Consider the following 23,948-nt stretch of genomic DNA (forward strand, 5'->3'; position numbering starts at 1 on the left):
ATCACCTCAAAAGTACGTGGATCAATACGGCGCCGAGCCTCAAGGCACGGCGCCTGCAATTATCAGCCCGCTGCAGCCTGGGCTTCGACAGGTTCAATAGTATCGTGTCGCACCACCGCGCCAAACTGCTCCATCATCTGCTGGATCAGCGGATCGGCCTGGATCGACTCCTCGGCCTCGCGCTGGCGGTTGAGCCGGCGACGGGTGGCGGCCTGGGCCGGGGTTTCCTGCTCGGGCTTGATCAGCTCGATGGTCACCGTCAGGGTGCGTTCGTGGAACTGATTCAGGGCGTCGTTGAGGCGGCGCTGCTGGGTCGCGTTGAACAGGGCACTGTGGGCCGGGTCCAGGTGCAACAGCCAGTGATCGCCATCGACGGCAATCAGCGTGCAGTTGGCGGCGATGCTCCCGGTCATGCCGGAGATCGGCAATTTCGGGAACAGCTCCAGCCATTGCAGGGCGAGGCCGGTGGCCGGCATCGCGGCAGGTTCTGCCTCGGGCTCCGGCGCGGGCTCGGCGGTGTGTTCGCTGGCCAGGTCGTCCAGGTAGCTGTAGGCCGAATCCATGTCCGGCTCGATGTAATCTTCGTCCAGCGGCGGTTCGTCATCCAGGTCGATGCCGGGGGTAGCGGCGTCCACTTCGGCGATGGTCGGCTCGGGCACGGGGGCGGCGACCCATTCCGGCGCGTCCGGCACTGCGCTGTCGGGGGTCGGCGTGGGCATGGGCGTGAGCTCGGGCTGCTCGCTGGTGGTTTCCAGCACGGCCTCGACTGCAGGCTCCTGCTCGGCCACGGCCTCTACCGGGTCGTTCCAGGGCAGATCGACCACAGGCGCGGGCTCAGGCTCGGCAACCGGCTCCGGCACCGCTACAGGCGCCACCGGCTCAACCGCGACCGGGGCGGCAGTGACTGCCACAGGTTCCGGCGCGATCACTGGCGCGACGACCGCCGCGCCAGCCACTGGTTTGGCGGAATCAACTGTGGCCTGGCTGATCCCCACTGGCTTTAGCGGCTGTCTCGGCGCATCGGCGGTGTCCGCCGGGCGGAACGCCAGCATGCGCAGCATGACCATTTCAAAGCCGCCGCGCGGGTCCGGGGCCAAGGGCAGGTCTCGGCGCCCGATCAGGCCCATCTGGTAATAGAACTGCACATCTTCGGCCGGCAACGCCTGGGCCAGGGCCAACACGCGGTCGCGGTCGCCGTGGCCGTTATCGACCCCTTCAGGCAGCGCCTGGGCGATAGCGACGCGGTGCAGCACGTTGAGAATTTCCGAGAGCACGCCATTCCAGTCCGGGCCTTGCTCCGACAAATGGCGCGCGGCTTCGAGCAGCGCCTTGGCATCGCCTTCGATCAACGCATGCAGTACGTCAAACACTTGCCCGTGATCGAGGGTGCCGAGCATGGCGCGCACATCGGCGGCCATCACTTTGCCTTCACCGAAGGCAATGGCCTGGTCGGTCAGGCTCATGGCGTCGCGCATCGAACCATCGGCGGCGCGGCCCAGCAGCCACAGCGCGTCGTCTTCGAACGGCACGTTCTCCACCCCCAGCACGTGGGTCAAATGCTCGACCACCCGCTCGGGGGTCATGTTCTTCAGGGAGAACTGCAGGCACCGCGACAAAATCGTTGCAGGAAGTTTCTGCGGGTCGGTGGTGGCCAAGATGAATTTAACGTAGGGCGGCGGCTCCTCCAGGGTTTTCAACAGGGCGTTGAAGGAGTGGCTGGAAAGCATGTGCACTTCGTCGATCAGGTAGACCTTGAAGCGGCCACGGCTGGGGGCGTACTGCACGTTGTCGAGCAGTTCGCGGGTGTCCTCGACCTTGGTGCGGCTCGCGGCGTCGATCTCGATCAGGTCGACAAAGCGCCCCTCGTCGATCTCCCGGCACACCGAGCAGGTGCCGCAGGGGGTGGAGGTGATGCCTGTCTCACAGTTCAGGCACTTGGCAATGATCCGCGCAATGGTGGTCTTGCCCACCCCGCGAGTGCCGGTGAACAGGTAGGCGTGGTGCAGCCGCTGGCTGTCCAAGGCATTGATCAGAGCCTTGAGCACATGGGTCTGGCCGACCATTTCGCGGAACGAGCGCGGACGCCATTTACGTGCAAGAACCTGATAACTCATCGAAAACCGTCGCAACTGGGAAGCGGAAGCCGGTAATGCTAGCGGAGCAGGGGCGAAATTGCATCCGGCACGCTCGCCTAATCTGACTAAGCTGGTAGTGGCCTCCCCTCCCAAGGGCTGATCTCGGAGAGTTTATGCGCGTAGTCCTGGGCGCTTTATGGATGATCACCACACTGAGCCTGGCGGCACCCGCCCCGTTGCGCTTCGCCATTTCCGACAGCTGGGCCATGCCCCTGGTGCAGATCGAGGCCGGCCAGCCGACCCAGGGCATTTTGTATGACCTGATGTTAAGCCTGGCCACCCAGGTTGGCCATCCGGCGCAGTTCCAGGTATTGGCCCGAGCCCGCATCGCCCCAGCCATGGAGCATGGCGAAATTGATGTGCGCTGCTACGTCGCACAGGCGTGGCTGAGCAACCTGTCCGGCGATTATGTCTGGAGCATCCCCTTGCTGGTGCAGCGTAATGTGCTGGTCAGCGTCCACGCCCCGCCGTTGTCGGTGAATGTGGCGAAGCTGGCTGCGCAGAATATCGGCACCGTGCTCAACTACAGCTACCCGACTCTCGAGCCGCTGTTCGCCAACGGCCAGCTGCAGCGCGACGACGCCCGCAGCGAAGAGCAAGTGCTGCACAAGCTGGTGGCGGGACGCTTCAGGTATGCCGTCACCAACGAATGGGCCCTGGAGCGCTTCAATCAGCGGCTACCCGTGGACCGCAGGCTGCACGTAGTGGCCGTGATCGAGGAGCAGAGCCTGGGCTGCTACGTGCGTAACGACCCAGCCCTGCCCGTGCAGCACATTTTGCGCACATTGCTGCGCATGAAGATGTCGGGGGAGATTGACGGCATCATCAGGCTCTACACCGGTGACCGCGAGCGCCCGCCTCAATCGTCGCCCGCACCATAGTTGAGCAGGTCAAACCCGGCGGCCCAGGCCGGCACCTCGTCAGCCGGCATGGGCTGGGCGAAGTAATAACCCTGGGCCACTTCGCAGCCCATGCGCAGCAGCAACTGGCCATGTTCAAGAGTTTCCAGGCCCTCGGCGATCACTTCGCGGCCAAATGCCCGGGCCAGGCCGATCACCGCCTGGGTCAAGGCCAGGTCGTCCTTGTCGTGCAGGATGTCACGCACAAACGACTTGTCGATCTTGATGGTCTGGGTCGGCAGGCGCTTGAGGTAGCTGAGGGAGGAATAGCCGGTGCCGAAATCATCCAGGGAAAACCGCACCCCCAGCGCCTGGCACGCCGCCAGGTGCTCGGTGACCCGTTGGATATGGTCGATGGCCACCGATTCGGCAATTTCCAGATCAAGCATGTGTGGCGCGACATCGGGATGCTGGGCCAGCAGTTGCTGCAGGCGCTCGACAAAATCCGCACGCTGGAAATGCCGGGCCGCGATGTTCACGCTGACCGGCCAGCAGTGCCCAGCCTCCTGCCACTGACGCATCTGCGCCAGCACCTGATCCATCACCCACTCGCCGACATCCACGATCAGGTCGGTCTGCTCGATCAACGACAGGAAATCCTTGGGCGCCACCAACCCGCGCATCGGATGCTGCCAGCGCAGCAACGCTTCAAACCCCACCACCTGGCCGTGGCGCAGGTTGATCTTGGGGTGGAAGTGCAGGCACAACTCCCCCGCCGCCAGGGCCTGGCGAATCTGCTGGACCGTCTGGTGGGTGGCCTTGACCTCCTGCTCCAGGGACACGTCAAATAGCTGGTAGCGGTTGCGCCCACTTTGCTTGGCCACATACATGGCCTGGTCGGCATGGCGCAGCAACGTATCGGCGTCCTCATCGTCCAGGGGGAACAAGGTCACACCGATACTGGCAAACACGTTGATCTGCGCGCCCTGGATCGAATACGGCTCGGAGATGGCCGTGAGGATCCGCCGCAGCGCGCCGTTAAGCTCATCGGCATCGCGCACGTAGCGCAGGATCAGTACAAACTCGTCACCGGCCAGCCTGGCGACCACATCTTCGCCACGAATAATCTCACGCAGGCGACGCGCAACCTCCACCAGCAACAAGTCGCCACTGGCATGCCCATAGCCGTCGTTGACGGCCTTGAAGCCATCCAGGTCGAGCATGCACACCGCCAGGGGGATTTGCTCGTTGCGGGAAAACTCCAGGGACTGCACGAGCAATTCGGAGAGGTAAGCGCGATTGGGCAGCCCGGTCAGCACATCGTGACCGACCCGCCATTGCAGGGTCTGCAGCAACTGACGCTTTTCGCTGACGTCAAAACGAATCGACACGTACTTCTGCACCTTCCCGGTACGCTGATCGACCAGCGGCACCATGGTGCTATCGACCCAGTACAGCGAGCCATCCTTGGCGCGGTTACAGATTTCCCCGCGCCAGACCCGGCCTTCGGTGATGGTGCGCCACATGCCCTGGAAAAACCCGGCAGGGTGCAATCCGGAGCTGAGGATCCGGTGGTTACGCCCCAGCAACTCGTCGCGGCTGTAGCCGGACATGCCGCAGAATTGGTCGTTGACGTAGGTGATGCGGCCGGTGAGGTCTGTCTCGGAGAAAATGGCGGCGGCATCCACGGCCCTGCGGTATTTCTCATCCATGAATGTGGCTCTAGGTGGCTAGCGGTTGAACCGCTCGACCAGGGCACGCAACCCGGAAGAGATGCTTTCAAGTTCCCGGCCCCGGGTGACTGCAGCGTTGGCGTTGCCCGCTGTCTTTTGTACCGTGGCCGCGACGTTATTGATCTGTTGTGAAACATCCTCTGCGACGTGGGATTGTTCCTGTGAGGCTGCAGCCATTTGCTGACTCATGCCGGTAATGCGTTCCACCGCCTGACGAATGCCCAGCAGTGCCTGTTGCGCTTGCAGTACCTGCTGCACGCCTTGCTCGGCCTCTTGAATACCGGTGCTGGCAATGTCCACCGCCTGATCGGCCCCGGCACGCAAGCTCTGGATGATGCCCTGGATCTGTTCGGTCGACTGCCGGGTCTTGCCCGCCAGCGCCCGCACTTCATCGGCCACCACGGCAAAGCCACGGCCTTGCTCGCCGGCCCGCGCCGCTTCGATAGCGGCATTCAGGGCCAGCAGGTTGGTCTGGTCGGCGATGGCCTGGATCATGCTAGCGGCCACACGGATTTCCTGGGTCTGGTCGGCCAGATGGCCCACCGCCTGGTTGATCTGGGTGACAGTACTGGCCAGCAGTTGAATCGCCTCGCGTGTGGTGCCGACAACATGACTGCCCTGCTCAGCCAGGTCATTGGCGGTGCGGGCTTCGCTGGCGGTCTGCTGGACGTGGGTTGCCACTTCGGCGATGGACGCGGCCATTTCGGTCATGGCGGCGGCGGTCATATCGGTTTCTGCGCGTTGCTCCAGCAGCGCCGACTCGGTGGTGCCCGATAACATGCTGGAATGAGCAGCAGCCTCGGCCATCTGGGTGGCCAGGTCGCTCAGACGCGTGAGCGCGGTTTTCAAGCGCGCCTCTTCGCTGATCAGGATCATTTCCAGTTGCGCAGCCGGACCCAGCGCATCGCTGTAGGTCATGGCGCTGATAGGGTCGGAAAAGGTATTGGGCGTGTGCTCGACAATCTGCTTGAGCTGCCTCCCCAGACGCAGGTGCGCCCAGGCGCCGAGGCCGAGAAACAGCAGCGCCACAGAGGCCTGGGCCCACCCGCCCGGCAACCATTGCATCGCCCCGCCAGCGAGCACTGCCGCCAAGGCGGGAACGGCTAGGGCATTGCCGACCTGGCCCAGGCGCTGCAACGGCGAAACCGCCGAACGCCCGGCACGCAAACGTGCGTAGAGCGCTTCGGCACGCCGCACCTGCTCGCGCGTCGGCTTGACCCGCACCGACTCATAACCTACCAGGCGACCGTCTTCGAGGATCGGCGTCACATAGGCGCTGACCCAATAGAAGTTGCCGTTTTTGCAACGGTTCTTGACCACGCCCATCCAGCTCTGGCCGGCCTTGAGGTAGCGCCACATCAGCTCAAAGACCGCGGGCGGCATGTCCGGGTGGCGCACCAGATTGTGGGTACTGCCTATCAGTTCAGCCTGGGTGAAGCCGCTCATGGCGGCAAACTCGTCGTTGCAGTAAGTAATGTGGCTATTGATGTCAGTTGCGGAAATGAGCCGTTGCTGCTCCCCGAAAGTCTGTTCAACTGTGGTGACCGGCAAATTGACGCGCACTTTAAAGCTCCATGGACAGCATTCGATCCACCTGCTCAGGATCGGATAGATCCTGCAGATGGAGGGGTATTTCCAGACGGGTAAACCGTCAATGGGCTGGCTGGCGCCATTGGGCAGCCAAACCAGGTTTTGCCCAGCACCTGACCTTCGGTTTAGCGAAGATCAACTAGGCTTTAATTCGAGCGTCTGGTGTGAAAGGCGAGGGTTGCGTGGGCGCGCAAGAGCGAGCTTGGCGCTGCGGCCAAGCAACTGTTTTGCAACTACCTTTATGAAAGTGAGGAGAAAGCAATGATTTCCTGTTTCATAAAGGTGCCCTGTGAAACGACACCGCCAAATACTTGTCCTAAACGCCGATTCTACGAATTACATCACATTTTGCAAGAAAAGGTGATGGTGCGTGCCGTTGTCTAATGCCAATATTTATCGTTAAGTTCTTGATTCTAAATGGGAATTGAGCGATGCAAATTTCAAGTTTGGGTCCAGCCATCAGACGCTACCGAAAGGTAGCGGGGCTTACTCAGGCTGAACTAGGTGAGAAAACCGGTTTTGACCCTAAAACCATTAGCCGCTTCGAAACCGGCACCTATACACCCAGCGTTGACGCTCTGTTCTTGTTTGCGGAGGCCTTGGGAGTGAAGCTGAAAGTCTTTTTTGCCGATCTGGGCGATGAGGAAGAACAGCGCGCTTATCTGTTCGGTGTCATTCATAAAGCCACCCCGAAGGATCTGGGAAAGCTGATAGCGGCGGTAGACCAGGCCTTGTCCAAGCCTTAGAGCTCGTACGACATAAAAAAGAGCAGGCCACTGACGTCGCCTGTTCTTTGCTCTTTGCCTACTGACATGATCCGACCGGACAGCCCCTCTCCTGGCAGGCGCTGGGCCACGCCTTTTGCCAGCATACTCGCGCGGCCCAGGCAGATTCGGTATCCTCTCGCGAAGTTATTTCAAAATGTAAGGGACTACCATGAACTACCTCCGCCTGCTGGTGGCGGCAGCCGCCTTGAGCCTGCCTGCCGCACCGGTCTATGCCACCGCAGCCCCGGCGCCAGTCGAAGCCAGCGCACCCGCCGAAACCGCCGAGCACTTCCTCGCCTCCCTCAAGCAGCAAACCGGCACCGTCACCCTGCCCGGCGGCATCGCTACGCTCAAGCTCAACGACGAGTTCTACTATCTGGATCCCAACGACACCGAACGTCTGCTCACCGACGGCTGGGGCAACCCGCCGGGCTTCAACACCCTGGGCATGATCGTGCCCAAGGCCGTCAGCCCACTGTCGGCACGCGGCTGGGGCGTGATTGTCAGCTACAAGGACGACGGGCATATTTCCGACGAAGATGCGGCAAAAATCGACTACACCGAACTGCTCAAGCAAATGCAGGAAGACGATGCCGAGGACAACAAGGAACGCCAGAAGCAAGGCTATGCCGGCCTGCACCTGCTGGGCTGGGCCGAACCGCCGCACTACGATCAACCGTCCCACAAGATGTACTGGGCCCGGGAACTGAAAGCCGACGACGCCGAGCAGAACACCCTCAACTACAGCATCCGCGTGCTGGGCCGCGAGGGCGTGCTGGAACTCAACGCCGTCGCCGCCATGGCCGACCTGCCCACCATCAAGCAGGAACTGCCCAAGGTCCTGGCCTTCACCAACTTCACCGACGGCAACCTCTACACCGACTACAACCCGAGCACCGACAAGCTGGCCTCTTATGGCCTGGCCGCACTGGTCGCTGGCGGGATTGCCGGCAAGGCCGGGCTATTTGCCAAGATCGGCATCTTCCTGCTGGCCGCCAAGAAGTTTCTGGTGATTGGCGTGGTGGCGTTGCTGGCAGGCGCACGCAAGTTCTTCAACCGCAACAAAGGCTGATCGCCACACACGAAAACGCCGCGAGCAATCGCGGCGTACAAATAGCTTGGCCTCGGGCGCAATCAGGCCTGGGCAAGTGAAAAATTCTGATGAATTGGATAGCGGAATAAACAAGAGGGTTGTTGCGAGGGGGCGTTATGGAGGCAACCCCACCAGCCACACCCCGGCACACAATGTTCCCGCTGTGGCTGCTTCCTTCCGGATCTGACCAGGTTCACGGGTAATCGTTGCGGGGGGACCGATGGGGTCACCATAACGACGCTGGCCTCTCGGCAAGCGGGGCCATTGTACCGATCTCATCGGAAGTTACAACCGTTGGCGCAGGATTAAAAAGCCAAGAGGTTCAAGTACTTGCCATAGCCCTCAAGAACACCCTCGCATCTTTTGATCATTGGGCTTTCAATACCTCATCCGCACGGCCGCCCTCTTCCTGGATCACCAAGTGGATGAAGTGCAACTTGGCAATCACTGCCGGCGGCAGCACGAAGGGATAGAAATCCGGCTGCCCCATGCTGCGGGACAGTTCATTGAGCATGCCGGCCAGCTCGATCCAGGCGTTGACGAACGACAGGAACGCCGGGCCGCCAGGGTGCTGCGGGTCATAGAGGGTGGTGAGGGGAAATGGCTGGTAGTCCAGGTCCATCTCCCGTGCGCTCATGCCAAACCCCAGGGCGGTGTCGACCGCGTCCATCATGTGCAGGTAATGGGCCCAGGTTTCTGCCCAGTCTTCCCAAGGATGCATGGTGGCGTAGGCGCTGACGCAGGTTTGCTGCCAGTCCGGGCGCGGGCCGTTCTGGTAGTGCTGGTCGAGGGCGTCGGTATAACTGGCGCGTTCGTCGCCGAACAGGTTGCGAAACGGCTGCAACCAATGACTGCCGGCGATCAGGCGATCCCAATAGTAGTGGCCGACCTCATGGCGGAAGTGACCGAGCAAGGTGCGGTACGGCTCGCGCATCTGCACGCGGATTTTCTCGCGGTGCTCGTCGTCGGCCTCCTTGATATCCAGGGTGATCAAGCCATTGGCATGGCCCGTGGTGGGGGCCTTGCCTGCCAGGTCGATACCCACGAAGTCAAAAGCCAGGCCATTGGTCTCGTCGACTGTTTTGGGGATCACCTGCAACCCCAGGCTGATCAATTGCGCCACCAGCCGGCGTTTGGCGGTTTCCACCTTGCGCCAGCGCTCGGGGTTTTCCGGAATCGACAGGTCGGGAATGGTGCGATTAAGGCTGCACGCCACACACAGCGGCGCGGTGCTGTAGGCCGGGATCAGCCAGTTGCAGGCCGCTGGGGTATCGAGGTTGGCGCAGCGGCGCCAGGCGCCGGCGTCGAGGTTGTCGTCCTGCAGCCAGGTATCGACCACCGGCCCCGGTTGCAGGGACGCCAGCCGGCTTTGCTCGGGCAGGTAACCCAACAGCGCCGAACAGGCCAGGCATTGGCTGTTACGAAAAAACAGGGATTGCCCGCAACGGCACTGCCAGACCTTGCTGTTGCGCGAACCCCCGCCCATGAATGGCGCGGCGATGCGCGAACTGAGCTGTTCGAAGAAGCGGTACATGGCGATCTCTCCAGGGGCGTGCCCAAGACTAGATCATTTACCGCGCAAGATCGTTCCCACGTTCTGCCTGGCAATGACGCCATGGGCCTCTGCGTCCGCTGTTGGGTCGCGGAACGTGCTGGAATGCATTCCCACGCAGAGCGTGGGAACGATCATCAGAGGGGAATGTTGTGGCTGGCCAGGAATGCGACAAAAGCCTCTTCGTCCAGGACCTTCAGCCCCAGCTCGCTGGCCTTGGCCAGTTTCGAGCCGGCACCCGGCCCGGCGACCACGCAATGGGTCTTCGCCGAGACCGAACCCGCCACCTTGGCCCCCAGGCTTTCGAGCTTTGCCTTGGCCACGTCGCGACTCATCAGTTCCAGGGAGCCGGTCAGCACCCAGGTATGCCCCGCCTCGGGCAAGCCTTCAACCACCTTCTTCTCACTCTGCCAGTGCATGCCGAAGTCCTTGAGCTGCTGCTCGATGGCCAGCGCACGATGGGCATTGTCCGGATTATCGAAGAACTCACGCACGGCCTTGGCCTGCTTCTCCGGCAGCGCCTGGCGCATATCCAGCCAATCGGCCTGGATAACACCCTCCAGGGAGCCAAACCTGTCCGCCAGCTTCTGCGCGGCTCCCGGCCCCACGGAAGGTACATGCAACTTGTCGAGCAGGCCGCCCAGGGTGGTACTGGCAGCGAACTCGGCACTCAGCTCACCCTGGTCCTGCAAGACCAGCGCGCACTCGTCCGGCGACAGCAGCGCGCCGATCACCTGCTGGTTGTGCCCGTCTTCAAAGAAGCTGTGGATCTCGTGCGCCACTTCCAGGCCCACATCCGGCAAGTACGTCAGCACTTCCGGCAACGCCCGCTGCACACGCTCCAGGGACGCCAGGGAACGCGCCAGGACCTTGGCGGTTTCCTCACCCACATCGGGAATACCCAGGGCGTAGATGAACCGCGCCAGGGTTGGGGTCTTGCTGTTTTCGATGGCGGCGATCAGTTTCTTGCTGGAAACATCGGCGAAGCCTTCCAGGTCGAAGATCTGTTCGTACTTGAGCTTGTACAGGTCCGCCGGCGAGCCGATGAGTTTCTCATCGACCAACTGCTCGATGGTCTTGTCGCCCAGGCCGTCGATATCCATGGCCCGCCGCGAGACAAAATGGATAATCGCCTGCTTGAGCTGCGCACCACAGGCCAGGCGCCCGACACAGCGATACACCGCGCCCTCGCTGACGGTTTCCTTGCCCTTGCTGCGCTTGACCAGTTGCGTGCGCTCCACATGGGAACCGCACACCGGGCAGCTTTCCGGGATCTGCACGGCGCGGGCATTTTCCGGGCGACGCTCGGTAACCACCGACACGACCTGTGGGATCACATCACCGGCACGGCGGATGATCACGGTGTCACCGATCATCAAGCCCAGGCGCGCCACTTCGTCCATGTTGTGCAATGTCGCATTGGATACGGTGACTCCCGCCACCTTGACCGGCTTCAAGCGCGCCACCGGCGTCACCGCGCCGGTGCGGCCGACCTGGAATTCAACGTCGAGCAATTCAGTCAGTTCTTCCATCGCCGGAAACTTATGGGCGATGGCCCAGCGCGGCTCGCGGGCGCGAAAGCCCAATTCGCGCTGGTAGGCGATGCTGTTGACCTTGAACACCACACCGTCGATTTCATAGGGCAGGCTGTTACGCCGCTCACCGATGTCGCGGTAGTACGCCAGGCAATCCTCAATCCCCTTGGCCAGCTTCAACTCGTGGCTGATGGGCATACCCCACTTCTGCAACTGCTGGAGGTTGCCGATATGGGTGTCGCTGATGTCCGTGGTCACGCCGTAGCAGCAGAACTCCAGGGGGCGACTGGCGGTGATCTTCGAGTCGAGTTGGCGCAGGCTGCCCGCCGCCGCGTTACGCGGGTTGGCGAAGGTCTTGCCGCCGACTTCCAGTTGCGTGGCGTTCAAACGCTCGAAACCGGCCTTGGACATGAACACTTCACCGCGCACTTCCAGCGTTGCCGGCCAGCCCGTGCCCTGCAGTTTCAGCGGGATATTGCGCACGGTGCGCACATTCACGCTGATGTCTTCGCCGGTGGTGCCGTCGCCACGGGTCGCGCCGCGTACCAACTCGCCATCCTGATACAGCAGGCTGACCGCCAGGCCATCGAGCTTGGGTTCGCAGCTGTACTCCACCGCCGCACCACCGCCAAACAGATCGCCCACCGGCAGGTCGAGGCCCTCGGTAACGCGACGATCAAACTCCAGCATGGTGGTTTCATCAAAGGCGTTGCCCAGGCTGAGCATCGGGATCTCGTGACGCACCTGGGTAAAGGCCGACAGCGCCGCACTGCCAACCCGCTGCGTCGGTGAGTCGCGAGTCACCAGGTCCGGGTGCTCGGCTTCCAGCGCCTTGAGTTCGTGGAACAGCCGGTCGTATTCGGCGTCCGGAATGCTCGGCTCGTCGAGTACGTGGTAACGGTAGTTGTGCTGATCCAGTTCAGCGCGCAGCTCGAGTATGCGGGTGTGGGCGGCGGTCATGGGTGTTCTCTCATAAAGCAAAAGAGCAGCCGAAGCTGCTCAATATGTTAGTGCGCTTAATTCTACTGACAACGCTGAAGACCCGTCCTCAGCGTTTCTGTGTCAGGGCGCGACGCTCGAACTCGACGATGCGCTGACGGTAGTGTTCGATGGTCTGGGCGGTTAGCACGCTGCGCTGGTCGTCCTTGAGCTCGCCATTGAGCTCCTGGGACAGCTTGCGGGCTGCGGCCACCATGACGTCGAACGCCTGTTTCGGGTGACGCGGGCCTGGCAGGCCGAGGAAGAAGCTCACGGCAGGGGTGCTGAACAGGTCGATATCGTCCAGATCGAAGGTGCCCGGCTTGACCGCGTTGGCCATGGAGAACAGTACTTCACCGTTGCCGGCCATGCTTTCGTGACGGTGGAAAATATCCATCTCGCCGAAACGCAGGCCGCTTTCCAGGATGTTCTGCAACAGCGCCGGGCCCTTGAAACCGGCCGCGTCGCGGCAGATCACGCTGATCACCAGCACTTCTTCAGCTGCCGGCTGGTCCTTGGTGGACTCACGTGGCGCGCTCTTGGCCGGGCTTTCATCCGGGAAATCACCATCGCGGCTGCTGAAGCTCGGGCCTTCGTCCACGTCGAGGTTCAGGTCGCCCTGATGCGGCTCGGCCACAGCAGCGCTGCCGCGCTTGCCACGTTTGGACGACGGTTCGCGGGCTTCACGCACCGGGGCGCTCATCGACGGCAGGTCGTGCTCGTCCAGCTGCGGCTCTTTATGGGTGTCCAGGACACGGGGCGGCCCCAGCAGCTCGGCAGCGCCGTCGTCGTCGGGCAAATTGGACAGGTTACGGTCCAGACGGAATTTCAGCTTGCCCTTGCCGCCGCGCATACGGCGCCAGCCATCAAAAAGAATACCGGCTATTACAATAATGCCGATGACGATCAGCCACTCGCGCAGACCGATTTCCATGTAATCCCTTGCCTCTATAAAAAATGCTGAAAAATAAGGGGTTTAGCACCGTGCAAACCGCTTTAAAACGTGGCGCCAACTCTATGTTCTGACTGACGTTTTGCCCACGCATACGAAAAATTGACATTAAACTAGCACGACCAAAGATAACTTTACACAGTTGGCGCAAAATGTGTCGGCTGACGCAGGAATTAAGCTACAAATCATAAGCTTCAAGCCGACACTCACGCCCCTTGAAGCTAGCAACTTGGCGCTAACTTTCCACCATCGCCATCGCCTCTTCCACATCCACCGCCACCAGTCGCGAACAGCCCGGTTCATGCATGGTCACCCCCATCAATTGATCCGCCATTTCCATGGCGATCTTGTTGTGGGTGATATAGATGAACTGCACCGTCTGGGACATCTCTTTAACCAGGCGGGCATAGCGTCCAACGTTAGCGTCATCCAGCGGCGCGTCAACTTCATCGAGCATGCAGAACGGCGCCGGGTTCAACTTGAAGATGGCAAACACCAGGGCCAATGCGGTCAGGGCCTTCTCGCCGCCGGACAACAAATGGATGGTGCTGTTCTTCTTGCCCGGAGGCCGCGCCATGATCGTTACCCCTGTATCGAGTAGATCTTCGCCCGTCAGTTCCAAGTAAGCGCTGCCACCGCCGAAAACTTTTGGGAATAAGGCCTGTAAACCGCCATTAATCTGATCAAAGGTATCTTTGAAGCGGTTACGGGTTTCCTTGTCGATCTTGCGAATGACGTTTTCCAGGGTGTCCAGGGCTTCCACCAGATCGGCGTTCTGGGCATCCAGGTAACGTTTACGCTCGGACTGCTGCTGGTATTCGTCGATGGCGGCGAGGTTGATCGCGCCGAGTCGCTGAATGCGCGCGGCAATGCGCTCAAGTTCTTCTTCGGCTTCTTTCTCGTTGGCCTCGGCGGTCAAGGTATTGAGTACGCCGTGCAGGTCGTAGCCATCTTCCAGCAACTGATCCTGCAAGGTTTTGCGGCGCACCGTCAGGGCCTGCCATTCCATGCGCTGCTGTTCGAGCTGGCTGCGGATCAATTGTGATTGCTGCTCGGCCTGAGTCCGGCGCTTTTCTGCGTCGCGCAGTTCGCGGTCGGCGTCTTCCAGAGCGATCTGCGCGGTCTTGAGTTCTTCGTCGACGCTCATGCGTTTATCGAGCAACTCTTCGAGCTTCAAGCGCAGCTCTTCCAGGGGCGCCTCGCCCTCCTCCAGGTTGAGACTCAGTTGCTCGCGCTTTTCCGTCAGGCGTTCGGACTGCATCTCCAGGCGCTCCAGGGCCTGGCGCGTGGAATCGTGCTGAGCGCGCAACGAGCCCAGGCGCACCGCCAACTGGTGGGCGTGATCCTTGTGCTGGCGTGCTTCCTGGCGTACCCGATCGAGGCGTTCGCGCAGGCTGTCACGCTGGGCCAACAGCAGTTCGCGCTGCTCGGTGTCGAGGGCCATGCTGTCGAGGGCGTCCTGCAACTGCAGGCGCGCTTCGCCGACTTGTTCATGTTCGAGGGCGCGCTGTTCGCCCATCTCGGCCACTTCTTCATCGAGACGGGTACGGCGCAGGGTCAACTGCTCGGCCTTGGCCTTGCTGGCCGAGAGCTGGGCTTTCAGTTCGCCCTGCTGGCGCGCTTCGTCCTGCAACAGGCGGCGCAAATGTTCGCGGCCGGTCTCTTGCTGGCGCTGGGTGGCGCGCAGGGTTTGCAGTTGGGTTTCCAGGGACTCCAGGGTCGCCTCGCGCTCTTCGCGCTCGGCACTCAGGTTGACGATTTCCTGGCCACGGGCCAATACGCCGCTTTCGGCTTCACTGGCGCGGCGCACCCGCAAAAAGTGCCGGCCGACCCAGTAGCCGTCGCGGCTGATCAGGCTTTCGCCAGAGGCCAATTGGCCACGCAACGCCAGGGCCTGCTCCAGGGAATCCACCGGTTTGACCTGGCCCAGCCAGGGCGACAGATCAATCGGCGCCTCGACTTTATCCAACAGGCTGCCCGGCACGCGGGTGCCATCGGCTGCCGGGCTGAGCAGACGCAAGTCGCCCTGGGTGAAACCGGCCAGGTCAAACCCGCCAAAGTCATCCACCAGCACCGCCTGCAGATCCGCGCCAAGCACGGTCTCCACGGCCAGTTCCCAACCGGCTTCGACCTTCAAGCCTTCGGCCAGGCGCGGACGCTCGGCCAGGTGCTGGTCACGCAGCCATTCTGCGGTGCCCGTGCCGGGATCCAGTGCCGCCTGCTGCAAGGCTTCAAGGGAGGCCAGGCGCCCGTTGAGGCGCTGCAAATCACCCTGGGCCTGCTGCTGCGCCTGGGTCGCCTGCTGCAGTTCCTGGCGCAATTGCTCCAGGCGCTCCACTTGCTGTTCTTCGCTGGCTTCCAGCTCTTCGAGCGTCATTTCGCTTTCGGCCAACTGCTCGCTCAGCGCCATGATCGCCGCGTCTTCCGGGGCAGCGGCCAGCAAGGCGCGCTCCTCCAGGACCCGGCGCTGGCGCTCGGCCAGGCGTTCCATACTGGTTTCCAGTTGCTGGATGCGCGACTGCTGCACCTCAGCCTGGCGCCGCGGCTCGGCGGAGCGCAGGTTGAACGCATCCCACTGTTCCTGCCAACCGTGCATGGTGGTTTCGGATTCTTCCAGGGCGGCGGCGGCCTCTTCGGCGGCGGCGCTGGTGATTTCCTGCTCGGGGATGAGCATGTCCAGCTCTTCGCCGAGGGTCAGCAGCAAGGTGCGGTCGTGGCCCAGGTGCGACTCGGTTTCCAGGCGCGCTCGCTCCGCTTCCTTCAGGTCATCCTGCAACTGGCGCAAGCGCTGCTGGCCGTGCTGGATGCTCTGCTCGACCCGCGCAATATCGCCGCCCACCGAATAGAAGCGGCCCTGCACCAGGTTGAAGCGCTCGGACAAGTCATGGTGACCGTCACGCAGGCGTTCGATGCTGGCGTCGGCATTGCGCTGCTCAGCCACCAGGGCTTCGAAGCTGATTTCCTGGGTGCCGATAATCGCTTCGCGCTGGCCCACCTGGTCATTCAAGGCCTGCCAGCGCAGCGCCGAGAGTTGCGCCTTGAGCTGGCGTTCTTCGCCTTTGTATTCCTGGTATTTCTCGGCGGCCTGGGCCTGGCGGTGCAGGCGCTCCATCTGGCGCTCCAGCTCTTCACGCAGGTCGGTCAGGCGCGCGAGGTTTTCGTGGGTGCGGCGGATGCGGTTTTCGGTCTCGCGGCGGCGCTCCTTGTACTTGGAGATACCGGCCGCTTCCTCGATAAAGTTGCGCAGGTCCTCGGGCTTGGCTTCGATCAGCTTGGAGATCATGCCCTGTTCGATAATCGAGTAGCTGCGCGGGCCCAGGCCGGTGCCGAGGAAGATGTCGGTAATGTCGCGGCGCCGGCACTTGGTGCCGTTGAGGAAGTAACTGTTCTGGCTGTCGCGCGTCACTTTGCGGCGGATGGAGATTTCCGCGTAGGCGGCGTATTCACCCACCAGGGTACCGTCGGAGTTGTCGAACACCAGTTCGATGCTGGCCTGACTGACCGGCGTGCGGCTGGTGGAGCCATTGAAGATGACGTCGGTCATCGACTCGCCACGCAGGTTTTTCGCCGAGCTCTCGCCCATCACCCAGCGCACGGCGTCGATGATGTTCGACTTGCCGCAGCCATTGGGCCCGACCACTGCCGCCATGTTACTGGGGAAGTTCACCGTGGTCGGGTCGACGAAGGATTTGAACCCCGCCAGTTTGATGCACTTGAGCCGCACGCTTAGGCGTCCGCCAGGGCTGCGATAACCAGTGAACAACTGCGCTGGCCATAGGCCGAGAGCACTTGGCGGATCTGCGGCAGATCACGGGCCAGTACAGCGGCGAGCAGTTGCTCGAACAGCGCCAGGTACTCGCTCATCGACGCCTTGCGTTGATCCAGGGCCAGGTAATAGGCGCGGTTCATCGCCGGTTGCAGGTTTTCGACGGTTTCCTGCAGGTACGGGTTATTGGCAAAGGGGTACGCGGCGCGCATGACATTGAAGCATTCTTCGACAAAAGCGCGGATGTCCTGGCGCTCGAAATTGCTCACCAGCCGTTGCTGGATCTGCACGAAGGGCGCCATGTCGGCCTGGGTCTGCCAGCCTTCGGCGACCGCATTGCCCAGCAGGATGTACAGCTCGCTCATCAGCGTGCACAGGCTCTGCACCTTGTGCGCGGTGAGCTCGGTGACGTGGGCGCCACGGCGCGGCAGGATGGCGATCAGGTGCCGTCGCTCGAGGATCAGCAAGGCTTCGCGCACGGAGCCACGGCTGACATTCAGCGCCAGCGTGACTTTCTGTTCCTGGATCCGCTCCCCAGGCTTGAGATCGCCGCGAATGATGCGTTCGGCGAGGTGGTGAGCGATTTGCTCGGCAAGACTATCCGGCGCCTTGAACGTCATGTTTTCCCTTCAAAATCTGCTATCGGTACAAGGGCGGCAGTGTAGCGCAATCACTGAGCCAGCAACGCCGAATTTGGCATGAAATAAGCAGACGATAAAGCCCAGGCGCCCCTGAAAACGGCGGTTACAGGGATCTGAACCATAATCAAAGGTGTTGCAATCGCATTTTCTTGACCTTCTGGTCAGAAAATCGTTGACCGAAAAGTCAGACATGACTAGATTCGGCGCAAAGCGGTTAACAACAATAATGAGTCTGCGAGGCCTTCCGTGATCCAGTTTTTAATCAACCAGGAGCTCCGTAGCGAGCATGACCTGGACCCGAACCTGACTGTGCTCAACTACCTGCGTGAGCACCTGGGCAAATCCGGAACCAAGGAAGGCTGCGCCAGCGGCGACTGTGGTGCCTGCACCGTGGTAGTCGGCGAGCTGCATACCGACGAGCAAGGTGCCGAGCAGATTCGCTATCGCAGCCTCAATTCGTGCCTGACGTTTGTCTCATCCCTGCACGGCAAACAACTGATCACCGTGGAAGACCTCAAGCACCAGGGCCAACTGCACAGCGTGCAACAGGCCATGGTCGAGTGCCATGGTTCCCAATGCGGTTTCTGCACCCCCGGTTTTGTAATGTCGCTGTTCGCCCTGCAAAAAAACAGCGACGCCCCCGACAGCGCCAAGGCCCACGAAGCCCTGGCCGGCAACCTGTGCCGCTGCACCGGCTACCGGCCGATCCTGGCCGCTGCCGAGCAAGCCTGCTGCAACAAGCCCCAGGACCAGTTCGACAGCCGCGAGGCGCAGACCATCGCCCGCCTCAAGGCCATCGCGCCGACGCAAACCGGCGAACTGAACAGCGGCGACAAACGCTGCCTGGTGCCCCTGACCGTCGCCGACCTGGCCGACCTCTACGACGCCTACCCCCAAGCCCGGCTGCTGGCCGGCGGTACCGACCTGGCGCTGGAGGTCACCCAGTTCCACCGCGTGCTGCCGGTGATGATCTACGTCGGCAACATTGAAGCCATGAAGCGCATCGAGACCTTTGACGACCGCCTGGAAATCGGCGCCGCTACCGCCCTCTCCGACTGCTACAGCGCGCTGCACCACGAGTACCCGGACTTCGGCGACCTGCTGCACCGCTTCGCCTCCCTGCAAATCCGCAACCAGGGCACCCTCGGCGGCAATATCGGCAACGCCTCGCCCATCGGTGACTCGCCGCCGCTGCTGATCGCCCTCGGCGCGCAGATCGTGCTGTGCAAGGGCAACGTGCGCCGCACCCTGGCCCTGGAAGACTACTTTATCGACTACCGCGTCACTGCCCGTCAGGACAGTGAGTTCATCGAGAAGATCATCGTGCCCAAGGGCCACGCGCTGTTTCGCGCCTACAAGGTTTCCAAGCGCCTGGACGATGACATCTCGGCAGTCTGCGCAGCCTTCAATCTGAAGTTCGACAATGGGGTGATCAGCGATGCCCGCGTCGCCTTCGGTGGCATGGCCGCCACCCCCAAACGCGCACAACACTGCGAGGCCCTGCTGATCGGCGCCACCTGGAACAGCGCCACCGTGGAGAAAGCCTGCGCGGCCCTGGCCGAGGATTTCACCCCGCTGTCGGACTTCCGTGCGAGCAAGGAATACCGCCTGCTCAGCGCCCAGAACCTGCTGCGCAAATACTTCATCGAACTGCAAACGCCGCACATCGAGACTCGGGTGACCGCTTATGTCTAACCATCACGCCGTGGTAAAAACCCAAGCCGAAATGGCCGCGCTGTTTGCCCAGGACCTGACGTCCGGGGTCGGGCGTAGCGTCAAGCATGACAGCGCCGCCAAGCATGTGTCGGGCGAAGCGCAGTACATTGATGATCGCCTGGAATTCCCCAACCAGTTGCACCTGTATGCGCGCATGTCCGACCGCGCCCACGCCCGAATCCTCAGTATCGACACCGCACCCTGCTACGCCTTTGACGGTGTGCGCATTGTCATCACCCACGAAGACGTACCGGGCCTGAAAGACATCGGCCCGCTGATGCCCGGCGACCCGTTGCTGGCCATCGACACCGTGCAGTTCGTCGGCCAGGTAGTCCTGGCCGTCGCCGCCCGCGACCTGGAAACCGCACGCAAGGCGGCCATGGCCGCGGTGATCGAATACGAAGACCTGGAGCCGGTGCTGGATGTGGTCGAGGCCTTCCGCAATAAACATTTCGTGCTGGACAGCCACACCCACCAGCGCGGTGATTCGGCGAGCGCCCTGGCGAGCGCGAAAAACCGTATCCAGGGCACCCTGCATATCGGCGGCCAGGAACACTTCTACCTGGAGACCCAGATCTCCTCGGTGATGCCCACCGAAGACGGCGGCATGATCGTCTACTGCTCCACCCAGAACCCCACCGAAGTGCAGAAACTGGTGGCCGAAGTACTGGACGTGTCGATGAACAAAATCGTGGTGGATATGCGCCGCATGGGCGGTGGTTTTGGCGGCAAGGAAACCCAGGCCGCCAGCCCGGCATGCCTGTGCGCAGTGGTGGCGCGCCTGACCGGCCAGCCGACCAAGATGCGTCTGCCACGGGTCGAAGACATGCTGATGACCGGCAAGCGCCACCCGTTCTACATCGAATACGACGTGGGCTTCGACGACAACGGCCGCCTGCACGGGATCAATCTGGACCTGGCGGGTAACTGCGGCTGCTCGCCGGACCTGTCGAACTCGATTGTCGACCGGGCGATGTTCCACTCCGACAACGCGTATTACCTGGGCGATGCCACCGTCAACGGTCATCGCTGCAAGACCAACACCGCCTCCAACACCGCCTACCGTGGTTTCGGCGGCCCGCAAGGCATGGTCGCCATCGAGGAAGTGATGGACGCCATCGCCCGCCATCTGGCCCTGGACCCGCTGGCCGTGCGCAAGGCCAACTACTATGGCAAGACCGAGCGCAACGTCACCCACTACTACCAGACCGTCGAGCACAACATGCTCGAAGAAATGACCGCCGAGCTTGAGGCCAGCAGCCAGTACGCCGAACGCCGCGAAGCGATCCGCCTGTACAACGCCCACAGCCCGATCCTGAAAAAGGGCCTGGCGCTGACGCCGGTGAAGTTCGGTATTTCGTTTACCGCCAGCTTCCTCAACCAGGCCGGCGCGTTGATCCATATCTACACCGACGGCAGCATCCACTTGAACCATGGCGGCACCGAGATGGGCCAGGGCCTGAACATCAAGGTCGCGCAAGTGGTGGCCGAGATCTTTCAGGTGGAAATCGACCGGGTGCAGATCACCGCGACCAACACCGACAAGGTGCCCAACACCTCGCCGACCGCCGCCTCCAGCGGCGCCGACCTGAACGGCAAGGCCGCGCAGAACGCCGCCGAAACCATCAAGCAACGCCTGGTGGAGTTCGCTGCGCGCAAGTACGACGTCAGCGAGGCGGACGTGGAGTTCCACAACGGCCATGTGCGGGTGCGTGAACTGATCCTGACGTTCGAGGAGCTGATCCAGCAGGCGTATTTCGCCCAGGTGTCGCTGTCGAGTACCGGCTTCTACAAGACCCCGAAAATTTTCTACGACCGCAGCCAGGCGCGGGGCCGGCCGTTCTACTACTTCGCCTTCGGCGCAGCCTGCTGCGAAGTGATCGTCGACACCCTGACCGGCGAGTACAAGATGCTGCGCACCGACATCCTCCACGACGTGGGCGCCTCGCTGAACCCGGCCATCGACATTGGCCAGGTCGAAGGCGGCTTTATCCAGGGCATGGGCTGGCTGACCATGGAAGAGCTGGTGTGGAACAACAAGGGCAAGCTGATGACCAATGGCCCGGCCAGCTACAAGATTCCGGCCGTGGCGGACATGCCCCTGGATTTGCGGGTCAAACTGGTAGAAAACCGCAAGAACCCGGAGGACACGGTGTTCCATTCCAAGGCCGTGGGCGAACCGCCATTTATGCTCGGGATTGCTTCGTGGTGCGCGATCAAGGATGCGGTGGCGAGCCTGGGTGACTATCGCCATCAACCGAAGATTGATGCGCCGGCGACCCCGGAGCGGGTGTTGTGGGGCTGTGAGCAAATGCGTCAATTGCAGGCGGCGACGGTGGTTGAGGCTGAGACCGAGATGGCTTCGCTCTAGACCGAGGTGCTGCCATCGCGGGCAAGCCCGCTCCCACATTTGGAATGCATTCCCTTGTGGGAGCGGGCTTGCCCGCGATGACGGCCTGACTGACAACAGCAATGTTGAGGTAGACATGAACAACTGGATCAGCGCCCTCGCCGACCTGCAACACCAGGGTGAACCCTGCGTGCTGGTGACCATTATCGAAGAGCTCGGCTCCACGCCGCGCAATGCCGGTTCGAAGATGGTAGTCAGCGCCGCGCAAACCTTCGACACCATCGGCGGCGGCCACCTGGAATACAAGGCCATGCAGATCGCCCGCGACATGCTCGCCAGCGGTCAGCACAACACCCATCTGGAGCGCTTCAGCCTCGGTGCCAGCCTCGGCCAGTGCTGTGGCGGCGTCACCGTGCTGCTGTTCGAACCCATGGGCCAGGTGCAGGCGCAGATTGCCGTGTTCGGCGCCGGCCATGTCGGTCGCGCCCTGGTGCCGCTGCTGGCCAGCCTGCCGTGCCGGGTGCGCTGGATCGACTCGCGGGAACAGGAATTCCCGGAGCATATCCCCCAGGGCGTGCGTAAAATCGTCAGCGAAGAGCCGGTCGATGAAATTGCCGACCTGCCTGCGGGCAGTTACTGCATCGTCATGACCCATAATCACCCACTGGATCTGGAACTGACCGCCGCCCTGCTCAAGCGCAATGACTTTGCCTACTTCGGCCTGATCGGCTCGCAGACCAAACGCGTCAAGTTTGAACACCGCCTGCGTGAGCGCGGCTTCGAGGCTGCGCAGTTGCAACGCATGCGCTGCCCCATGGGCCTCACCGAGGTGAAGGGCAAATTGCCGGTGGAAATCGCCATCTCCATCGCCGGCGAGATCATCGCCACCTATAACGCCAACTTCGGCCAGCACACCGCGAGCGCCGAACCCATTGCCAAACTGCTGCCGGTATCTCGCCGCAGCCAAGCTATGAATTGAGACGACCATGCCTTTGACTCGTAAAGCCTACCGTGCCGCCATTCTGCACAGCCTCGCCGACCCCGCCATCGTCGGGATTGACGCCTCCTATGAGTATTTCGAGGACGGCCTGCTGGTGATCGACAACGGCCAGATCAGCGCCCTCGGGCATGCCAGCGAATTGCTGCCGACGCTGGCGGCCGATATCGAAATCACCCATTACCAGGACGCGCTGATCACCCCCGGCCTGATCGACACTCATATCCACCTGCCGCAAACCGGCATGGTCGGGGCCTACGGCGAACAACTGCTGGATTGGCTCAACACCTACACCTTCCCTTGTGAAAGCCAGTTCGCCGATAAAGCCCACGCCGAAGAAGTGGCGGATATCTTTATCAAGGAACTGCTGCGCAATGGCACCACCACCGCCCTGGTGTTCGGCAGTGTGCACCCGCAATCGGTGAACTCATTTTTTGAGGCTGCCGAGAAGCTCGACCTGCGCATGATCGCCGGCAAGGTGATGATGGACCGCAATGCGCCGGACTACCTGACCGACACCGCCGAATCCGGCTACCAGGAGAGCAAGGCGCTGATCGAACGCTGGCACGGCAAAGGCCGTTTGCACTACGCTGTTACGCCGCGCTTCGCGCCTACCAGCACACCGGAACAGTTGACCCTCGCCGGGCAGTTGCTGGGGGAATACCCGGACCTGTACATGCAGACGCACATCAGTGAAAACCTGCAGGAAGTGCAATGGGTCAAGGAGCTGTTCCCGGAGCGCAGCGGCTACCTGGACGTGTACGACCACTACAAGCTGCTGGGGGAACGTTCGGTATTCGCCCATGGCGTACACCTGTGCGACGACGAATGCGCGCGCCTGGCCGAAGCCGGTTCAGCGGTCGCGTTCTGCCCGACATCGAACTTCTTCCTCGGCAGCGGCTTGTTCAACCTGCCGATGGCCGAGAAGCACCAGCTCAACGTGGGCCTGGGCACGGATGTGGGGGGCGGTACCAGTTTCTCGCTGCTGCAGACGCTGAACGAGGCCTACAAGGTCATGCAATTGCAGGGCGCACGCCTGAGCCCGTTCAAATCGCTGTACCTGGCGACCCTGGGCGGCGCCAAAGCGCTGCGCCTGGAAGACAAGATCGGCACCCTGCAGCCGGGCACCGATGCCGACTTCCTGGTACTGGACTACAACGCCACGCCACTGCTCAGCTATCGCTTGAAGCAGGCCAAGGACATTGCCGAGACGTTGTTTGTGCTGATGACGCTGGGGGATGATCGGGCGGTGATGCAGACGTATGCAGCGGGCCAACTGGTGCATCAACGCTGATTTTGAAGGG

General features: G+C 62.0%; 15 protein-coding genes, 1 other RNA gene and 1 pseudogene. 7 read left to right on the forward strand and 10 right to left on the reverse strand.

Features of this window, described 5'->3' with window-relative positions; translation table 11 throughout:
- Nucleotides 1-62: 62 nt before the first annotated feature.
- Nucleotides 63-2,114 carry a DNA polymerase III subunit gamma/tau gene (gene dnaX, locus JFT44_RS15935; protein WP_198830901.1) on the reverse strand — a complete coding sequence of 684 codons (2,052 nt, stop codon included), beginning with the start codon at nt 2,112-2,114 and terminating at the stop codon, nt 63-65.
- Nucleotides 2,115-2,248: 134 nt separating this feature from the next.
- Between dnaX and JFT44_RS15940 the strand changes: the two genes are divergently transcribed.
- A complete protein-coding gene (locus tag JFT44_RS15940; protein ID WP_057960324.1) occupies nt 2,249-3,016 on the forward strand; it encodes an ABC transporter substrate-binding protein in 768 nt (255 codons plus the stop codon).
- Here the strand turns inward: JFT44_RS15940 and JFT44_RS15945 are convergent.
- From JFT44_RS15945 to JFT44_RS29165, 3 genes and pseudogenes are all read right to left on the reverse strand, one after another.
- Entirely contained in the window at nt 2,995-4,686 is a 1,692-nt protein-coding gene (locus tag JFT44_RS15945; protein WP_057960325.1) for a bifunctional diguanylate cyclase/phosphodiesterase, read from the reverse strand. The two genes, JFT44_RS15940 and JFT44_RS15945, sit on opposite strands and share 22 nt — an antisense overlap.
- Before the next feature lie 18 nt (nt 4,687-4,704).
- Nucleotides 4,705-5,772, reverse strand: coding sequence for a methyl-accepting chemotaxis protein (locus tag JFT44_RS15950; protein WP_374068243.1), 1,068 nt, complete (start codon nt 5,770-5,772; stop codon nt 4,705-4,707).
- A 216-nt stretch (nt 5,773-5,988) separates the two neighbouring features.
- Nucleotides 5,989-6,270, reverse strand: a pseudogene (locus tag JFT44_RS29165) (PAS domain-containing protein); the annotation flags it as partial.
- Between the two features lie 458 nt (nt 6,271-6,728).
- On the opposite strand from JFT44_RS29165, the gene JFT44_RS15955 reads away from it, so the two are divergent.
- The gene (locus tag JFT44_RS15955; RefSeq protein WP_029298195.1) at nt 6,729-7,043 is read left to right on the forward strand and encodes a helix-turn-helix domain-containing protein; all 315 of its coding nucleotides are present in this window, start codon (nt 6,729-6,731) and stop codon (nt 7,041-7,043) included.
- Nucleotides 7,044-7,233: 190 nt separating this feature from the next.
- Complete coding sequence (locus JFT44_RS15960; protein WP_057960327.1) at nt 7,234-8,136, forward strand: DUF2167 domain-containing protein; 903 nt, start codon at nt 7,234-7,236, stop codon at nt 8,134-8,136.
- A gap of 147 nt (nt 8,137-8,283) precedes the next feature.
- Here JFT44_RS15960 and ffs read toward each other — a convergent pair.
- The 6 genes from ffs to JFT44_RS15990 all read right to left on the reverse strand — a co-directional run bounded on the left by ffs (nt 8,284) and on the right by JFT44_RS15990 (nt 17,560).
- Nucleotides 8,284-8,380: signal recognition particle sRNA small type (gene ffs, locus JFT44_RS15965), an RNA gene on the reverse strand.
- A gap of 144 nt (nt 8,381-8,524) precedes the next feature.
- Entirely contained in the window at nt 8,525-9,691 is a 1,167-nt protein-coding gene (locus JFT44_RS15970) for a putative zinc-binding metallopeptidase (RefSeq protein WP_120733837.1), read from the reverse strand.
- A 155-nt stretch (nt 9,692-9,846) separates the two neighbouring features.
- Entirely contained in the window at nt 9,847-12,204 is a 2,358-nt protein-coding gene (ligA, locus tag JFT44_RS15975; RefSeq protein ID WP_198830902.1) for an NAD-dependent DNA ligase LigA, read from the reverse strand.
- A gap of 88 nt (nt 12,205-12,292) precedes the next feature.
- Entirely contained in the window at nt 12,293-13,156 is an 864-nt protein-coding gene (gene zipA, locus JFT44_RS15980; protein WP_057444921.1) for a cell division protein ZipA, read from the reverse strand.
- Nucleotides 13,157-13,409: 253 nt separating this feature from the next.
- A complete protein-coding gene (gene smc, locus JFT44_RS15985; protein ID WP_198830903.1) occupies nt 13,410-16,898 on the reverse strand; it encodes a chromosome segregation protein SMC in 3,489 nt (1,162 codons plus the stop codon).
- Between the two features lie 2 nt (nt 16,899-16,900).
- A complete protein-coding gene (locus JFT44_RS15990) occupies nt 16,901-17,560 on the reverse strand; it encodes a GntR family transcriptional regulator (protein WP_057439508.1) in 660 nt (219 codons plus the stop codon).
- Nucleotides 17,561-17,827: 267 nt separating this feature from the next.
- On the opposite strand from JFT44_RS15990, the gene xdhA reads away from it, so the two are divergent.
- The 4 genes from xdhA (at nt 17,828) to guaD (ending at nt 23,938) form a co-directional block, all read left to right on the forward strand.
- Complete coding sequence (xdhA, locus tag JFT44_RS15995) at nt 17,828-19,276, forward strand: xanthine dehydrogenase small subunit (protein ID WP_186625619.1); 1,449 nt, start codon at nt 17,828-17,830, stop codon at nt 19,274-19,276.
- Complete coding sequence (gene xdhB / locus JFT44_RS16000) at nt 19,269-21,668, forward strand: xanthine dehydrogenase molybdopterin binding subunit (protein ID WP_057439510.1); 2,400 nt, start codon at nt 19,269-19,271, stop codon at nt 21,666-21,668. The genes xdhA and xdhB overlap by 8 nt, the downstream gene beginning before the upstream one ends.
- A 115-nt stretch (nt 21,669-21,783) precedes the next feature.
- On the forward strand, nt 21,784-22,626 hold the full coding sequence (xdhC, locus tag JFT44_RS16005; protein WP_057960333.1) for a xanthine dehydrogenase accessory protein XdhC: 843 nt from the start codon (nt 21,784-21,786) through the stop codon (nt 22,624-22,626).
- A 7-nt stretch (nt 22,627-22,633) separates the two neighbouring features.
- Complete coding sequence (gene guaD / locus JFT44_RS16010) at nt 22,634-23,938, forward strand: guanine deaminase (protein WP_057439512.1); 1,305 nt, start codon at nt 22,634-22,636, stop codon at nt 23,936-23,938.
- Nucleotides 23,939-23,948: the final 10 nt, after the last annotated feature.

This window comes from Pseudomonas sp. MF5691 (assembly GCF_016405645.1).
GTDB classification, from domain to species: domain Bacteria; phylum Pseudomonadota; class Gammaproteobacteria; order Pseudomonadales; family Pseudomonadaceae; genus Aquipseudomonas; species Aquipseudomonas shahriarae.

Coding starts and splice junctions, on each gene's coding strand:
- JFT44_RS15970 (WP_120733837.1), bottom strand. CDS start 9,691: ATGTACCGCTTCTTCGAACAGCTCAGTTCGCGCATCGCCGCGCCATTC.
- JFT44_RS15955 (WP_029298195.1), top strand. CDS start 6,729: ATGCAAATTTCAAGTTTGGGTCCAGCCATCAGACGCTACCGAAAGGTA.
- JFT44_RS15950 (WP_374068243.1), bottom strand. CDS start 5,772: ATGCAATGGTTGCCGGGCGGGTGGGCCCAGGCCTCTGTGGCGCTGCTG.
- zipA (WP_057444921.1), bottom strand. CDS start 13,156: ATGGAAATCGGTCTGCGCGAGTGGCTGATCGTCATCGGCATTATTGTA.
- JFT44_RS15990 (WP_057439508.1), bottom strand. CDS start 17,560: ATGACGTTCAAGGCGCCGGATAGTCTTGCCGAGCAAATCGCTCACCAC.
- guaD (WP_057439512.1), top strand. CDS start 22,634: ATGCCTTTGACTCGTAAAGCCTACCGTGCCGCCATTCTGCACAGCCTC.
- JFT44_RS15960 (WP_057960327.1), top strand. CDS start 7,234: ATGAACTACCTCCGCCTGCTGGTGGCGGCAGCCGCCTTGAGCCTGCCT.
- xdhB (WP_057439510.1), top strand. CDS start 19,269: ATGTCTAACCATCACGCCGTGGTAAAAACCCAAGCCGAAATGGCCGCG.
- xdhC (WP_057960333.1), top strand. CDS start 21,784: ATGAACAACTGGATCAGCGCCCTCGCCGACCTGCAACACCAGGGTGAA.
- JFT44_RS15945 (WP_057960325.1), bottom strand. CDS start 4,686: ATGGATGAGAAATACCGCAGGGCCGTGGATGCCGCCGCCATTTTCTCC.
- ligA (WP_198830902.1), bottom strand. CDS start 12,204: ATGACCGCCGCCCACACCCGCATACTCGAGCTGCGCGCTGAACTGGAT.
- JFT44_RS15940 (WP_057960324.1), top strand. CDS start 2,249: ATGCGCGTAGTCCTGGGCGCTTTATGGATGATCACCACACTGAGCCTG.
- dnaX (WP_198830901.1), bottom strand. CDS start 2,114: ATGAGTTATCAGGTTCTTGCACGTAAATGGCGTCCGCGCTCGTTCCGC.